Annotated in this window: 16 protein-coding genes; 7 read left to right on the top strand and 9 right to left on the bottom strand. The window is 69.8% G+C overall.

Annotation, left to right across the window (positions count from 1 at the left end):
• The first annotated feature begins 7 nt into the window (after window positions 1–7).
• The 5 genes from ACQPZZ_RS33870 (at window position 8) to ACQPZZ_RS33850 (ending at window position 5,996) form a co-directional block, all read left to right on the top strand.
• Window positions 8–1,579 (top strand): sugar ABC transporter ATP-binding protein, encoded by a 1,572-nt coding sequence (locus tag ACQPZZ_RS33870; RefSeq protein WP_432925811.1) that lies wholly within the window; start codon window positions 8–10, stop codon window positions 1,577–1,579.
• Window positions 1,572–2,591 carry an ABC transporter permease gene (locus tag ACQPZZ_RS33865; protein ID WP_432924314.1) on the top strand — a complete coding sequence of 340 codons (1,020 nt, stop codon included), beginning with the start codon at window positions 1,572–1,574 and terminating at the stop codon, window positions 2,589–2,591. Before ACQPZZ_RS33870 ends, ACQPZZ_RS33865 begins: the two co-directional genes overlap by 8 nt.
• 109 nt (window positions 2,592–2,700) lie before the next feature.
• On the top strand, window positions 2,701–3,762 hold the full coding sequence (locus tag ACQPZZ_RS33860) for an ABC transporter substrate-binding protein (protein ID WP_432925809.1): 1,062 nt from the start codon (window positions 2,701–2,703) through the stop codon (window positions 3,760–3,762).
• A gap of 16 nt (window positions 3,763–3,778) precedes the next feature.
• Complete coding sequence (locus ACQPZZ_RS33855) at window positions 3,779–4,954, top strand: Gfo/Idh/MocA family protein (RefSeq protein WP_432925807.1); 1,176 nt, start codon at window positions 3,779–3,781, stop codon at window positions 4,952–4,954.
• A 31-nt stretch (window positions 4,955–4,985) separates the two neighbouring features.
• Window positions 4,986–5,996: a sugar phosphate isomerase/epimerase family protein gene (locus ACQPZZ_RS33850; RefSeq protein WP_432924308.1), complete on the top strand. Its 1,011-nt coding sequence runs from the start codon at window positions 4,986–4,988 to the stop codon at window positions 5,994–5,996.
• A 70-nt stretch (window positions 5,997–6,066) separates the two neighbouring features.
• On the opposite strand, the gene ACQPZZ_RS33845 is transcribed toward ACQPZZ_RS33850, so the two are convergent.
• From ACQPZZ_RS33845 to ACQPZZ_RS33825, 5 genes are all read right to left on the bottom strand, one after another.
• Complete coding sequence (locus ACQPZZ_RS33845) at window positions 6,067–7,512, bottom strand: AAA family ATPase (protein WP_432925805.1); 1,446 nt, start codon at window positions 7,510–7,512, stop codon at window positions 6,067–6,069.
• Window positions 7,513–7,550: 38 nt separating this feature from the next.
• Window positions 7,551–8,063, bottom strand: coding sequence for an MSMEG_6728 family protein (locus ACQPZZ_RS33840; RefSeq protein WP_432925802.1), 513 nt, complete (start codon window positions 8,061–8,063; stop codon window positions 7,551–7,553).
• A 74-nt stretch (window positions 8,064–8,137) separates the two neighbouring features.
• The gene (locus tag ACQPZZ_RS33835) at window positions 8,138–9,226 is read right to left on the bottom strand and encodes a Zn-dependent alcohol dehydrogenase (RefSeq protein WP_432925800.1); all 1,089 of its coding nucleotides are present in this window, start codon (window positions 9,224–9,226) and stop codon (window positions 8,138–8,140) included.
• 37 nt (window positions 9,227–9,263) lie between these two features.
• Window positions 9,264–9,458: a ferredoxin gene (locus tag ACQPZZ_RS33830; RefSeq protein WP_030506197.1), complete on the bottom strand. Its 195-nt coding sequence runs from the start codon at window positions 9,456–9,458 to the stop codon at window positions 9,264–9,266.
• 84 nt (window positions 9,459–9,542) lie between these two features.
• The gene (locus ACQPZZ_RS33825) at window positions 9,543–10,025 is read right to left on the bottom strand and encodes a pyridoxamine 5'-phosphate oxidase family protein (protein ID WP_432925797.1); all 483 of its coding nucleotides are present in this window, start codon (window positions 10,023–10,025) and stop codon (window positions 9,543–9,545) included.
• Between the two features lie 81 nt (window positions 10,026–10,106).
• On the opposite strand from ACQPZZ_RS33825, the gene ACQPZZ_RS33820 reads away from it, so the two are divergent.
• Window positions 10,107–10,736 (top strand): class I SAM-dependent methyltransferase, encoded by a 630-nt coding sequence (locus tag ACQPZZ_RS33820; RefSeq protein WP_432925795.1) that lies wholly within the window; start codon window positions 10,107–10,109, stop codon window positions 10,734–10,736.
• A 22-nt stretch (window positions 10,737–10,758) separates the two neighbouring features.
• Here the strand turns inward: ACQPZZ_RS33820 and ACQPZZ_RS33815 are convergent, their stop codons facing one another.
• On the bottom strand, window positions 10,759–11,166 hold the full coding sequence (locus ACQPZZ_RS33815; protein WP_432925793.1) for a RidA family protein: 408 nt from the start codon (window positions 11,164–11,166) through the stop codon (window positions 10,759–10,761).
• A gap of 99 nt (window positions 11,167–11,265) precedes the next feature.
• Between ACQPZZ_RS33815 and ACQPZZ_RS33810 the strand changes: the two genes are divergently transcribed.
• Window positions 11,266–11,646, top strand: coding sequence for a winged helix-turn-helix transcriptional regulator (locus ACQPZZ_RS33810; RefSeq protein WP_363643811.1), 381 nt, complete (start codon window positions 11,266–11,268; stop codon window positions 11,644–11,646).
• Between the two features lie 22 nt (window positions 11,647–11,668).
• On the opposite strand, the gene ACQPZZ_RS33805 is transcribed toward ACQPZZ_RS33810, so the two are convergent.
• From ACQPZZ_RS33805 to ACQPZZ_RS33795, 3 genes are all read right to left on the bottom strand, one after another.
• The gene (locus tag ACQPZZ_RS33805) at window positions 11,669–12,730 is read right to left on the bottom strand and encodes a prenyltransferase (protein ID WP_432925791.1); all 1,062 of its coding nucleotides are present in this window, start codon (window positions 12,728–12,730) and stop codon (window positions 11,669–11,671) included.
• The gene (locus ACQPZZ_RS33800; protein WP_363643814.1) at window positions 12,727–13,440 is read right to left on the bottom strand and encodes a class I SAM-dependent methyltransferase; all 714 of its coding nucleotides are present in this window, start codon (window positions 13,438–13,440) and stop codon (window positions 12,727–12,729) included. The genes ACQPZZ_RS33805 and ACQPZZ_RS33800 overlap by 4 nt, the downstream gene beginning before the upstream one ends.
• Window positions 13,441–13,628: 188 nt before the next feature.
• A complete protein-coding gene (locus tag ACQPZZ_RS33795; protein ID WP_363643816.1) occupies window positions 13,629–14,870 on the bottom strand; it encodes a glycosyltransferase family 4 protein in 1,242 nt (413 codons plus the stop codon).
• Between the last annotated feature and the right edge of the window lie 117 nt (window positions 14,871–14,987).

Below are 14,987 nucleotides of genomic sequence, written 5' to 3'. Positions count from 1 at the left end.
AGACCCCATGGGAGACGAACACCCCCTGCTCCAGATGAGGGGGATCGTCAAGCAGTTCCCCGGCGTACGCGCGCTGGATGGCGTGGACCTTGAGGTCAAGGCCGGGGAGGTGCATTGCCTGCTCGGCCAGAACGGTGCCGGGAAGTCCACGTTGATCAAGATTTTGTCTGGTGCGCATGCGCCGGATGAGGGTGAGGTGTTGCTCGACGGCGCGCCGGTGCGGCTGGCTCCGCCGACCGCGGCGATGGGTCACGGGATCGCCACGATCTATCAGGAGTTGGACCTGGTGGATGGGCTGAGCGTGACGGAGAACATCTTCTTGGGCCATGAGATGGCGAGTTTCGGGTTTTCCCGGCGGGCTGAGGCTGATCGGGCGACGGGTGAGTTGCTCAAGCGGCTGGGGCATGGGGAGATCCGGCCGCGTACGGAGGTGGGCCGGTTGTCGCCGGCGCACAAGCAGATCGTGAGTATGGCCCGGGCGTTGTCGCATTCGGCGCGGTTGATCATCATGGATGAGCCGTCGGCGGCGCTGGCGCATGACGAGGTGGAGAACCTGTTCCGGGTGATCCGGGATCTGACCTCGCAGGGTGTGGCGGTGATTTACATCTCGCACCGGCTGGAGGAGATCCGGGAGATCGGTGACCGGGTGACGGTGTTGAAGGACGGGCGCACGGTCGCGGTGGGCCTTGCGGCCAAGGACACCCCGACGTCGCAGATCGTGGCGTTGATGACCGGGCGGAATGTGGAGTATGTGTTTCCGCCGCGGCCGGGCCGGGGTGCTCATGAGGGGCGCCGGGAGGTGCTGCGGGTGGAGAACCTGTCGGTGCCGGGCCGGGTGCGGGACGTCTCCTTCAGTATCCGGGCGGGGGAGATCCTGGGGTTGGCCGGGTTGGTCGGGTCGGGGCGTAGCGAGATCATCGAGGCGATCTACGGGGCGCGGCGCTGCGGTGGGAAGGTCGTGCTGGACGGGCAGACGGTGCGGCCGGGCAGTACGACGCGGGCGGTGCGGATGGGCATGGGCTTGGCGCCGGAGGAGCGTAAGGCGCAGGCGTTGCTGCTGGATCATCCGGTCGCGCAGAACATCACGCTGGCGAGCCTGAGCCGCTATACCCGGCCGCGGTGGCTGGGGTGGCTGGATCGCAAGACCGAGTTCGCCGAGGCCAAGCGGTTGTCGGAGGCGTTGGACATTCGTCCGCCGGATCCGCGCCGGGCGATTCGGACGTTGTCGGGTGGTAACCAGCAAAAGGCGGTGCTGGGGCGGTGGCTGGCCGAGGACCGCAAGTTGTTGTTGCTGGATGAGCCGACCCGCGGTGTGGATGTCGGGGCGCGGGCGGAGTTGTATGCGCTGGTGCGCAAGCTGGCCGATGACGGTATCGGGGTGCTGCTGGTGTCCAGTGAGGTGCCCGAGGTGCTGGGGCTGGCCGATCGTGTGCTGGTCATTCGTGAGGGCCGGGTCGTTCATGAGGCGCCGGCCGAGGACCTGGACGAGCATCGGGTGCTCGATTTGGTGATGGTCTCGCAGGAGGCCTCCGGGTCTGATGTTGCAAATCCCCCCTCCGAAGGAGCGTTGCATGACTGAGGTCGATCAGGCCGCGCCGGCCGGTCCGGCCGGATCGGGTGTGAAGGTGCCCGGTGCCGGTGGCCGGTTGGGGCGGCTGGGTGAGGTCCGGCATCTGGGTCTGGTCGCGGCGCTGGTGCTGCTGGCGATCGTGGGCTTGGTGACCCGGCCGGAGAATTTCGCCACGTCGTCGAATCTGGTCAGTATTTTGGCGCTGGCCTCGACCATCGGGGTGATCACGGTTGGTCAGACCTTCGTGATCATCGGTGGTGGTATCGATTTGTCGGTCGGGGCGTTGATGGCGCTGGCGTCGGTGTGGGCGACCACGCTGGCGACGCAGGCGTACGGGCCGGTCGTGATGATCGTGTGTGCGGTGCTGGTGGGCACCGGCGCGGGGTTGCTGAACGGCTTTTTGATCTCTTATGGGCGGATGGTTCCGTTCATCGCGACGCTGGCGATGATGGTGGCCGCCCGGGGTCTGGCGCAGCGGATGTCGAATCAGCGGACGCAGTTGGTGCAGCCGGACAATTCGCTGATCGTGGATCTGTCGACGACGCGGGTGCTGGGGCTGCCGCTGCTGGTGTACATCTTCGCGCTGGTGGTGCTGATCGGCTGGATCGTGCTGAACCGGACGACGTTCGGGCGGCGTACGTATGCGGTCGGGGGTAATCCGGAGGCGGCGCGTCTGGCCGGTATCGATGTGCGTAAGCACACGTTGATGTTGTACGCGTTGTCGGGTCTGTGCTGTGGGATCGCCGCGGTGTTGATCATGGCGCGGACCACGACGGGGTCCTCCACGCATGGTGATCTGTATGAGCTGGACGCGATCGCGGCGGTCATCATCGGCGGGACGTTGCTCAGCGGCGGCCGGGGCACGATCATGGGGTCGATCCTCGGTCTGCTGATCTTCACGGTCATCACCAACCTGTTCATCCTCAACGGCCTGAACACCGCCGACCAGTTGGTGGCCAAGGGCCTGATCATCGTCGTCGCCGTGCTCCTGCAGCGCCGCGGCCTCAAAACACATACCTGACCCCCGGCACTTCTCACGACTCTTCAGGTCCGCCGCCGCATGGCCGCGGTCCCAGTTCCTTACGCCCTTTTCATTGCTTTTCAACCCCCCCACTGCAAGGGAGAACGACATGACGCAGAACCCCGGCCGCCGGGGCTTCCTTCTCGGCGGAGCCGTCATCGGGGCGGGCGCCCTCATCACCGCCTGCACCAGCAACGAGCCGGCCGCGCAGGCCAGCGCGTCGGCGGCCGCCCCGGCGGCCGCGGCCACGGGCGGCAACGACGCCCCGGGTGAGAAGGTCGTCATCGGCTTCTCGGCCCCGGCGGCCGACCACGGCTGGATCGCCGCGATCAGCAAGAACGCCGCGGACGCGGCCAAGCAGTACTCCGATGTGGAGCTGAAGGCGGTCGAGCCGACCAACGACATCAACCAGCAGATCTCCGCGGTGGAGTCGCTGATCCAGGCCAAGGTCAACGTGCTGGTGATCCTGCCCAACGACGGCCAGCAGCTGAACCAGGTCGCCCGGCAGGCCATGGACGCGGGCATCCCGGTGGTCAACGTCGACCGTGTCTTCCCCGACAAGCTGTCGTACCGGACCTGGATCGGCGGCGACAACTACGGCATGGGCGTGGCCGCGGGCCACTTCATCGGCAAGACGCTGAAGGACAAGGGCGTGGCCGACCCGGTCATCCTGGAGATCCAGGGCATCGCCACGCTGCCGCTGACCCAGGACCGCAGCAAGGGCTTCGAGGACGCGCTGAAGACCTACGGGTTCAAGGTGACGGCGAAGCAGGACGCCAAGTTCACGGTGGAGTCGGGCACGCAGGTGGCCAGCAACCTGCTCCAGGCGCACAAGAAGATCGACGCGATCTGGAACCACGACGACGACCAGGGCATCGGCGTGATGGCCGCGATCAAGGAGGCCGGTCGCGACGAGTTCTTCATGGTCGGCGGTGCCGGTTCGGCCAACGCGATGCGTGACATCCAGGCCGACAACGGCGTGCTGAAGGCCACGGTCACCTACCCCGCGACCATGGCGGCCTCGGCGATCAGGATCGCCCGGCTCATCGCCCAGGGCAAGGGCATGAGCGACCTGCTGGAGCAGCAGGTGCCGCAGTCCATCACGCTGACCTCGGAGACCGTCAGCAAGGACAATGTGGACAAGTACCTGCCGTCCGGCTTCGAATCCTGATAGGGGGAGATATTCAGTGACAGACAGTAGGCCGACGCTGGGCGTCGGCATGGTGGGGTACGCGTTCATGGGGCGCGTTCACTCGCAGGCGTGGCGGAGCGTCGCCTCGTTCTTCGACCTGCCGGTACGGCCCGTCATGGCGGCCCTGGCCGGCCGGTCGCCCGAGCGCACGGCCGAGGCCGCGCAGACGCTCGGCTGGGCGGCGGTGGAGACCGACTGGAAGCGGCTCCTCGAGCGTGACGACGTGCAGGTGATCGACATCTGCACGCCGGGCGACAGCCACGCCGAGATCGCCATCGCGGCGCTGGAGGCGGGCAAGCACGTCATCTGCGAGAAGCCGCTGGCCAACACCGTGGCCGAGGCCGAGGCCATGGCCGCCGCCGCCCGCGCGGCGGCGGCGCGCGGGGTGCGCAGCATGGTCGCCTTCAACTACCGCCGCGTGCCCGCCATCGCGCTGGCCCGGCGGTTCGTCGAAGAGGGCAGGCTCGGGGAGATCCGGCACGTGCGGGCGCAGTACCTGCAGGACTGGATCGTCGACCCGGAGTTCCCGCTGGTCTGGCGGCTGCAGAAGGACAAGGCCGGGTCCGGGGCCCTCGGTGACATCGGCGCCCACATCATCGACACCGCGCAGTTCATCGTCGGCCGGTCGCTGACCGGGGTGAGCGCGATCACCGAGACGTTCGTCAAGGAGCGCCCGCTCGCCGAGGGGTCGAGCGGCCTCGCCGGTGAGGGCGGCACCGGTGAGATGGGCGAGGTGACGGTGGACGACGCCGCGCTGTTCATCGGCCGATTCGAGGGCGGGGCGCTGGGGTCCTTCGAGGCCACCCGCTTCGCCAGCGGCCGCAAGAACGCGCTGCGCATCGAGGTCAACGGCTCGCTGGGCAGCCTGACCTTCGACTTCGAGGCGATGAACGAGCTGTGGTTCCACGACCACACGCTCGACGCCGCCGAGAGCGGGTTCCGGCGGATCCTCGTAACCGAGCCGGAGCACCCGTACGCCGGGGCGTGGTGGCCCCCGGGTCACGGCCTCGGGTACGAGCACACCTTCACCCACGAGGTGAAGGACTTCATCGAGGCGGTGGCCGCCGGCACCGACCCCGCACCGTCCTTCGAGGACGGGCTGCGGGTGCAGCGGGTGCTGGAGGCCGTCGAGCAGAGCGCGGCCGCCGGGTCGGGCTGGACCGCGATCTGATGGTGCGCAGGACTGTGAGAGCGAGGGTGAGATGACGCGACCGATCACACTGTTCACCGGGCAGTGGGCGGACCTGCCGTTCGAGGAGGTCTGCCGGCTGGCCTCGGAATGGGGCTACGACGGCCTGGAGCTCGCCTGCTGGGGCGACCACTTCGAGGTCGACAAGGCGCTCGCGGACGACTCCTACATCGAACGCAAGAAGGAGACCCTGGCCAAGTACAACCTGGGGGTATGGACGATCTCCAACCACCTGGTCGGCCAGGCCGTGTGCGACCACCCCATCGACGAACGCCACAAGGGCATCCTGCCCGCCCGCATCTGGGGCGACGGCGAACCCGAAGGCGTCCGCCGGCGCGCCGCCGAGGAAATCAAGAACACCGCCCGCGCGGCCGCCAAACTCGGCGTCAAGACCGTCGTCGGCTTCACCGGCTCGTCCATCTGGCACACCCTGGCGATGTTCCCGCCCGTGCCGCCGTCGATGATCGAAGCCGGCTACCAGGACTTCGCCGACCGCTTCAACCCCATCCTCGACGTCTTCGACGAGGTCGGCGTGCGCTTCGCCCACGAGGTGCACCCCAGCGAGATCGCCTACGACTACCACACCACCGTGCGGACCCTCGAGGCCATCGGCAACCGCCCCGCCTTCGGCCTCAACTGGGACCCCTCCCACATGGTGTGGCAGGGCCTTGACCCGGCGAACTTCATCCTCGACTTCGCCGACAAGATCTACCACGTCGACTGCAAGGACGCCCGGGTCGCCACCCCCGACGGCCGCCGCGGCCGCCTGGCCTCCCACCTGGCCTGGGCCGACCCCCGCCGCGGCTGGGACTTCGTGTCCACCGGCCGGGGCGACGTCCCCTGGGAGGAGTGCTTCCGCGCACTCAACCACATCGGCTACGACGGCCCGATCTCCATCGAGTGGGAGGACGCGGGCATGGACCGGCTGCACGGCGCACCCGAATCCCTCGCCTACATCCGCTCGCTCAACGCCATCACCCCGCCGGAGGCCGCCTTCGACGCCGCCTTCTCCTCCGAGAGCTGACCTCTCTCCCCAGCTCACGTGAGGCCGGGCCGGGCGCTCCGTCAGGGGTGCCCGGCCCTTCGGCATGTCCTCATCCCCAGGCCGCCACCACGTCGTGGGCGTCCCAGGCCAGGCCGACGCCCTCCACGTCGGGGCGGACGCCGGACAACGACACCACCACGACGCCGCTCGTCCCCGCGTCGAAACCCGGCACCTGTACGGCGTCGCGGCGCAGCGCGGCGAGGTCGTGGCCGTCGAACGGCGTGCCGAGCCACTTGATCGAGCCCGCGAACAGCACCCGCCGTGCCACCGGTGCCCGGTCCGCGCCGACCAGGTCCACCTCGGGGGAGAACCGGCGGTTCCACCACCCGCCGACGGCCTCCGTATCAGGCCAGGGCAGATCTCCCGCCGCGGCGGCCATGCCCAGCGCCTGTCTGACGACCGGTTCGACGGCCCGCCCCCGCAGGCTCGCCCAGCGTCGCCGTACGAGCCCGAAGGCGAGATCGGGCCGTCCCCGGTGCGCGTGTTCCGCCGCTGCGCGCAGGACGCCCAGGTACATCCGCAGGTTGTGATCGCGGATGCGGTACAGCGCCGGTTTTCCGGGCTGGACGGACAACGGCTCGTCCATCGCCAGGACGCGCTTCTCGCCGGTGAGCCTGCGCAGGAGAGGGGAGAGCGAACCGGACTGCAGCGGTCCCTCGCGCCCGCCCGCCGTCGCGGCGATGGCGGCGTGCGTCCTGTCGCCGCTGCCGACCGCTTCCAGCACCCGGCGGGCCTGGTCGGGCGAGGGGAATTCCGCGAGCAGCACGGATTCGGGCACGCCGAACAGGGCGGACGCCGGATCCTCGCACTCCTGCCGGATGAACTCCAGCGGTGGAGTGCCGTGCGGCCAGGCGCGCAGGATCCCGGGCAGCCCTCCGCTGGCGAGGTACGCGTCGATCGCGTCACCTCCGGTCAGGCCCAGTGCCCCGGCGGTCTCCGCGGGATCAAGCGGGTCGAGCGCCATGGTGTCGGCGCGCCCGTAGAACGGCCGGTCGTAGGCGGTCAGCCGCTCCATCATGCGGAGGTCGCTGCCCAACAGGAGCAGGAGAACGGGCTTGGCCGACAGGAGCCGGTCCCAGGCCGTCTGCAGCGCGCCGTCGAAAAGGTCGTCCTGTTCCGCCAGCCAGGGCATCTCGTCGATGACGACTATCGAGGGGGTCGGCGGGATCGTCGCGTGCAGCACGCGAAAGCCCTCCGGCCAACTCCCGCTGGTGACGCGGACGACCTGCTCGGGATCGGCGGGCAGGCACGACTCCTTGAGCTCGGAGCAGAACGCCTCGACCGCCTCGACCGGCGACATCCCCTTGGTCGCGGTGAAGAAGAGGTACGGCACCTCGGCCTTGTCGCAGAACTCCTGCACGAGCCGGGACTTGCCGACCTGGCGGCGTCCCCTGATGGCCATGGCGGAGCCGGCACCCGTCCGGCGGACCCGGTCGAGGCGTTTGGCCAGGGCGGCCAGCTCCCGCCGCCGGCCGATGAAAGGAACCGCGCTCACCATGCCCCTTATGTAGATGACATCTACGTAGATGCAATCTACACAGTTCGACGGCCCTGGATGGTGCGGCGCGGTGGGAGCAGGGCGTTGACGCGATCGGAGTCGGGCCAGACATAGGGGAGGTCGTCGGGGTCTCCGGGGAACTTCGGGCCGTAGAACTCGGGATCCTTGCGCAGCAGGGCCGAGCGGTGGCTGAGGTGGAGGGCGGTGTCCCCGAGCCACGGCGGCAGTTCGCCGGCCTCCGCGAGGCCCTCCTGGGCGCGGGGTGCCCCGATGCCCCGGCACTCCAGCAGCTCCTTGGTCATCGTCCCCGCGCAGGTGTCGGCCCGGCCCAGGCCGCACCAGGCCGCGACGATCTCCAGGCCGTAGCGGACCAGCGCCTCCTCGTAGCCGGCCCACATGTGCGCCACCGGGTGGTGCCGCCAGCCGTACCCGGGAACGGTGAGCGTGCGCAGGACCTGCAGGGCCTCGACCCGCTGCTTGCCGAGGCGGAGCGGGTCGAGGACGCCGGCGGTGGCCGTGAAGTCCGGATACGGCAGGAACGTCTGCATGTCGCCGCTCGGGTTACCCCGGCCCGCCGGAGATATCCCCCGCGCCAGGGAGATCTCCGGCGGTGAGGGACGTCTCAGTCGAACAGGACGATCTGCCGGAGCACCTCGCCTCCGCGCAGGGCGGCGACGGCCTCGTTCAGGTCACCGAGTTTGATGCGCGAACTGATCATGCTGTCGAGGTCGAGCTTGCCCGCCTTGTAGAGCTTGGCGAACAGGGAGAAGTCCCTGCGGACGTCGCCGCCGCCGTACAGGGAGCTGAGGATGTTCTTGCCGTCGAACAGCAGGCTGAAGGCGGTCAGCGGCACCTGGTCGTCCATGGCCCCCGCGCCGACGATGATGACGTCGCCGCCGCGCCGGGTCGCCTGCCAGGCCGTCATGATGGCCGCCGACTTGCCGACCGCCTCGAAGCCGTGGTCGAAGCCCTGACCGCCGGTCAGCGTGCCGATCGCGTCCGGAAGCTGGTCGGGGGTGCAGGCGTGGGTGGCCCCCAACTTCTTCGCGAGCTCGTGCTTGGACTCCAGCGGATCGATCGCGAGGATCGTGGTCGCGCCGGAGATCCGGGCCCCCTGGATCACCGACAGGCCGACGCCGCCGCAGCCCACCACGACCACCGTCGCGCCGGGCCGCACCTTCGCCGTGTTGAGCACCGCGCCCACACCCGTGGTGACGCCGCAGCCGATGAGCGCCGCGATCTCGTACGGCACGTCGGGGTCGACCTTGATGGCGCCCTGCCAGGGCACGATGATCTCCTCGGCCCAGGTGCCGCACCCGGCCATGCCGAACGCGGGAGTGTCGTCGCCGCCGAACCGGAAACGGGGCTCGGCGAAGCTCTTCATCATGTACGTCATGCAGAGGTTCGGCTGCCCCACCGTGCAGCTCGGGCAGTCGCCACAGGCGGGCGTCCAGTTGATGATGACGTGGTCGCCCGGCCGCAGCGCGGTCACCCCCTCGCCCACCTCGGCGACCTCGCCCGCGCCCTCGTGACCGGGAATGATCGGCAGCGGCTGCGGCAGCACGCCGGTGAGCACCGAGAGGTCGGAGTGGCAGACGCCGGTGGCCCTGATCCGCACCCGGACGTCGCCCGGACCCACCGGCGTCAGCGTGATGTCGTCTCTGATGTCGAGCTTGTCGTCGCCGACCGCGTGCAGAAGCGCGCCGCGCATGGGACCTCCTGGTCTTTCGGGGGTTGGGTGCCGCGCGTCACTCGTCCTCGAGCGACAACGCGGCCTTGGGACAGGACCGGACCGCGTGGCGGACCCGATCGAGCAGTTCGGCGGGCGGCTCGGGCATCAGAACGTGGAGGTTGTCCTCGTCGTCGACCTCGAAGACCTCGGGTGCCAGGCCCATGCAGACGGCGTTGGCCTCGCACACGTCGTAATCGACCTTGATCTTCATGGCGCGTCCTCCTCCTGTGCGTCACTTCGCGCTGGAGTTCACACGTTAGGGCCTGTCTCTTGGACCTTTCGCCTTTCGCGGCCGCTACGGCGAGATCCGCGGGACGGACCCGTCGCCGAGCTTGCGGTGGTCCCAGGAGACCACGCGAACCGGCTCGACCACGTAGGCCACCCGCTTGCGCGCGGTGTGCTCGACGTATCCCCGGGCCTCGGGACCGTCGACGGGCATGCCGGTCATCCGCCGGGTGACGTCCAGGCCGACCTCCAGGACGGCCCCCGGGTCGTCGATCAGCCGCGCCTCGCCGTAGACGAGCACGCCGCGCAGCTGCGTGTACTCGTCCCCGGTCTCGATCAGGCAGCTCACCCGCGGGTCGCGGTCGATGTTGCGGGCCTTCTGCGACTTGGCGTACGTCCAGAACGTGACGCGGCCGTCGTCGAGTCCGTGGAACATGGTGACCAGGTGGGGCGTGCCGTCGGGGTTGATCGTGCCGAGCTGGAGCTTGCGGGCGTCCCGCAGGAGCCCGGCGATCTCGTCCTCGCTCATCGCGATGCGGCCGCGCTGGTTCACGAAGCAAAGTAGAACACGTTGCATCAGGGCCGACAAGGGGCTCGCCGAACCTCGTTCGGCCTATTGGATAAGGTGCCCGTCATGGTGACCCCGATGCCCGACGACCTGCGCCGCGCCGCCGAGGACGCGCGCGGGTTCATGCCGCCCGCCGAGGGCGAGGCGCTGTACGAGATCGCCTGCGCGTACGGCTCCCGCGGGCCGATCTGCGAGGTCGGCACCTACTGCGGCAAGTCGGCGATCTACCTGGGCGCGGGGGCGCGGCGGGCGGGCACGGTGGTCTTCACGGTGGACCACCACCGGGGGTCGGAGGAGATCCAGCCGGGCTGGCCGCACCACGACCCCGAGCTGGTGGACCCGAAGACCGGGCGGATGGACTCGCTGCCGTTCTTCCGCGACACGATCGCGGCCGCCGGCCTGGAGGACGAGGTGATCGCGATCGTGGGCGCCTCGGCGACGGTCGCCCGCCACTGGTCGACTCCGCTGGCCGTGCTGTTCGTCGACGGCGGCCACTCGGAGGAGCCGGTGACCGCCGACTACGAGGGATGGGCGCCGCACGTCATGAAGGGCGGCGCGCTGGTCTTCCACGACATCTACCCCGACCCGGCCGACGGCGGGCAGGCGCCGTACCGGGTCTATCTGCGCGCGCTGGAGTCGGGCGCCTTCCGCGAGGTGCGGGTCGTCGGGTCGCTGCGCGTGCTGGAACGCCTCTGACGGCGCACCCCGCCGGGCGTGCTCACTCGATGACGGCGGTGGCCTCGACCTCGACCAGATGCTCGGGCACGTCCAGCGCCGCGACGCCCAGCAGCGTGCCGGGCGGCACCGGGGTGACCCCCAGCTTCGCGGAGGCCCGGGCGACCCCCTCCAGGAACAGCGGCATCTTGGCGGGAGTCCAGTCGACCACGTAGACGGTCAGTTTCGCCACGTTCGCGAAGGAAGCACCGGCCCCGGCCAGAGCGGTGGCGACGTTCAGGTAACACTGCTCGACCTGGGCGGCGAGGTCGCCTTCGCCGACCGTGACCCCGTCGGCGTCCCAGGCGACCTGTCCGGCGACGAAGACCAGTTTCGACCCGGTCGCGACCGATACCTGCCGGTAGGCGTCGATCTCCGGCAGTCCCGCGGGGTTCAGCAGAGTGAGGGCCATGCTGCCCACCTCCTCATTAGTCTCTTGTGGTTACCGAGGAACTGTAGGAGAGTGACCGCTGACAAGGAAGAACGCACTTTTCGGTGACAGGGGAACCTCATGGTGACCAAGCAGTTCAGCGGCTCGCCGGAGGAAGCGGACCTGACGCGGGCGGACTCTCTGGCGCGGGAGATCTTCTCCGACATCGCGAACAAGTGGGCGTTGCTGATCATCGAGTCCATCGGTGATCGCACCCGGCGCTTCAGCGAGTTGCGCGACGAGATCGAGGGTGTCAGCCACAAGATGCTCACCCAGAATCTGCGCATGCTGGAGCGCAACGGCCTGGTCGAGCGGACCGTGCATCCCACCGTGCCGCCGCGGGTCGACTACACCCTCACGGAGCCGGGCCGGGCCCTGCGGGCTGTCGTCGACGGGATGTGCGACTGGACCCACCGATACCTCGGTGACATCGAGGCCTCCCGCGGCCGCTTCGACGGCTGAAGGCCGCGCACGGGCCGGCCGGTCAGGCGCGGGCGCGCTCGCAGCCGCACTCGCCGGTGATGCGGGCCTCCCGGCCGCCGGCGTCGCGGAAGATCCCCGAGCCGGGGGTCGCGCGGGCGAGGGCGTCCGCGGCGAGCACCACCGCGGCGGCCGTGTAGCCCGAGCGCTCGTTGGGGAAGTGCCGCTCGTTCACGAACTGCCAGCCGGTCCAGTAGGACCCGTCCTCGTGGCGCAGGTGCTGCATGTCGGCGAAGACCGCCAGCGCACGCTCCCGCAGCCCGGCGGCGTCGAGCGCGAGCACCAGTTCGCACGACTCCGCGCCGGTCACCCAGGGCTGGTCGGAGACGCAGCGCGCGCCGAGGCCGGACACGACGAAGGTGTCCCATTCCTGGTCGAACCGCCGGGCCGCCGCCGCGCCGCGTACGGCGCCGCCGAGCACGGGGTAGTACCAGTCCATCGAGAACCGGCTCTTGTCGGCGAACGCCTCCGGGTGGCCGGCGATCACGTGGCCGAGCTGGTCGGCGGCGAGTTCCCAGTCGGGCTGCGGGTCGCCGAGCCGCTCGGCGAGCAGTGCCCCGCACCGCAGGCCCTGGTGGATGGACGAGCAGCCGGTGAGCAGGGCGTAGTCCGCCGGGCGTCCCTCGGCGTCGCGCTGCCACAGGATCTCGCCGCGCGCGGTCTGCAGGCCGATGACGAAGTCGAGGGCCCGCGCCACCACCGGCCACATCGACCGGGCGAAGTCCTCGTCGCCGGTCACGAGCAGGTCGTGCCAGACCCCCACCGCGATGTACGCCGCGTGGTTCGACTCCCCGGCCGCCTCGGCGGGCTCGCCGTCGCGCACCTTCATCGGCCAGGAGCCGTCCGGGCGCTGGTGCCGCACGAGCCAGTCGTAGCCCTTGCGGGCTTCGGCGCGCAGCCCGGCCACGGTCAGCGCCATCAGGCACTCGATGTGGTTCCACGCGTCGATGTGGCCCTCGGGCCAGGGCACGCCGCCCTGGTCGTCCTGGACGGCGGCGATGCTCTCGGCCGTACGGACGACCTGCTCTGCGGTGATGATCCCCGGGACGTCCGGCACCCGCCTCATGCCGGCTTCCGGACGTAGACCACGACGCTCTTGCCGATCAGGGGGTTGAGCACGGCCTCGGCCAGCCGGGTGGCGAGGGGGCGCTTCATGATGTCCCAGACGAGCAGCTCGTGGTAGGCCTTGGCCAGCGGGTGCTGGTCGTCGTTCACCCCGACCGCGCATTTGATCCACCAGTACGGCGAGTGCAGGCCGTGGGCGTAGTGGTGGCCGCCGACCTCCAGCCCGGAGGCCTTCAGCTTCGCCTGGAGCTCGGCCAACGTATAAATCCGGATATGTCCGCCGGGGGCGGTGTGGTAGTCCTCCGACAGGGCCCAGCAGATCCGCTCGGGCAGAAAGCTCGGCACCGTGATCGCGGCCCGTCCGCCCGGCTTCAGCACGCGTACGATCTCGCGCATCGCGGCCATGTCGTCGGGGATGTGCTCAAGCACCTCGGCGGCGATGACGCGGTCGAACGAGGCGTCGGGGAACGGCATGCCGAGGGCGTCGCCGACGACGGTCTCGCCGGTCGCGCCCGCCGGCACCTCGCCCTCCTTGTCCATGGCCGCGAACATGGCCGCCACGCTCTCCATCTCGGCGGCGTCCATGTCGAAGGCGACCACGTCGGCGCCCCGGCGCAGCACCTCGAAGGCGTGCCGGCCACCACCGGCCCCGAGGTCGAGAACGCGGTCGCCCGGGCCGACGGGCAGCCGGTTGAAGTCGACGGTCAGCACTCGGTGCCTGCCTTTCGTGGGTTTCGGGGAGTCGCCGGGAGACCTTCGGAAGTCACGGAGGGGCTTTCGGGGCTCACGGGAGGCTTTCGGAGGTCACCGGTTCCGGCGGTCTGCGGTTCCGGGAGTCACCGGTTCCGGTGGTCGCCGAGATCGATAGTCGCCGGGATCGGTGGTCACGGGCTTCGGGGTCACCGGGAGGGGCGGTGCGCGGCGATGGCCTCGTGGTAGGCCTCGACGGTGCGCTTGGCGACCACCGGCCACGCGTAGCGCTCCATCACGCGCTCGTAGCCGCGGCGGCCGTGCTCGGCGCGCTCCCCGGGGGAGTCGAGCAGGCGGCGCAGGACGGCGGCGAGCTCCTCGGGGTCGCCGGGGGTGACCTGCACGGCCGCGTCGCCGACCACCTCGGGCAGGGCGCCGGTACGCGAGGCGACCAGCGGCGTGCCGCACGCCATGTGCTCCACGGCCGGCAGCGAGAAGCCCTCGTACAGCGAGGGGACCACCGCGACCTCGGAGGTGGCGATCAGCTCGGCCAGCTCCTCGTCCGGGATGCCGTGCACGAACCGCACGCGGTCGTGCAGCGACAGCTCGTTGACCAGCTGCTCGGTCGGCCCGCCGGGCGTCGGCCTGCTCACCACGGTGAGGTTGACCTCGCGCTCGGTGGCGAGCTTGGCGACCGCCCGCAGCAGGGTCGCCACGCCCTTCATGGGCGAGTCCGCGCTGGCCACGGCCACGATCGAGTTCTCCCGCTTCGGCAGTTCCGGCCGGGGGTGGAAGAACCGCGTGTCGACGCCGAGCGGGATCAGCCGCATGTTGGACTGCGGCACGTTGAAGTCGCGGTGGATGTCGGCCAGTGACGACTCGCTGACGGTCAGGATCGGGCTGAGCCGGGGCGCCACGATGCTCTGCATGCGGACGAAGCCGTACCAGCGCCGCATTGACAGCCGCTTCCAGCCCTTGGCGGCCTTCAGCTCGATCCGCCGGTCCACGCTGATCGGGTGGTGGATGGTGCCGACCACCGGGAAGATCTTTTGAATGCCGAGCAGGCCGTATCCGAGGGTCTGGTTGTCCTGGACGACGTCGAAGTCGCCCCGCCGCCTCTTCAGCTCCCGGTAGGCCCGCAGGCTGAACGTCAGCGGCTCGGGGAAACCGGCCGTCCACATCGTGGCGACCTCGAGCGCGTCGATCCAGTCGCGGTATTCGTCGCGTTTGGGGGTACGGAACGGGTCCTCGTCACGGTAGAGGTCCAGGCTCGGCACCTTGTTGAGGATCACGCCCTCGTCCAGCTCCGGGTACGGCTGGCCGGAGAAGACCTCGACATGGTGGCCCAGAGCGACGAGCTCGCGGCTTATGTGGCGCAGATACACCCCCTGGCCGCCGCAGGTGGGCTTGCTGCGGTAGGACAGCAGCGCGACTCGCAGCCTCTCCGCCAAGAGGCACCCCTTTCCAGCCGGTTTCCCGCCGTGCCCCCGTGGGGCTGCTCGCCAGGAACACTACCATTTGACCTTAGATGGGGTAGGTGAGGTGGAAAGGGTCCTCGCTCGACTCCC

It is taken from the genome of Microbispora sp. CA-135349 (genome assembly GCF_050947365.1).
In the GTDB taxonomy this organism is placed as follows: Bacteria; Actinomycetota; Actinomycetes; order Streptosporangiales; family Streptosporangiaceae; genus Microbispora.
Note: the sequence above shows the minus strand (reverse complement) of the source record. Positions and strands in the feature narration are given on the sequence as shown.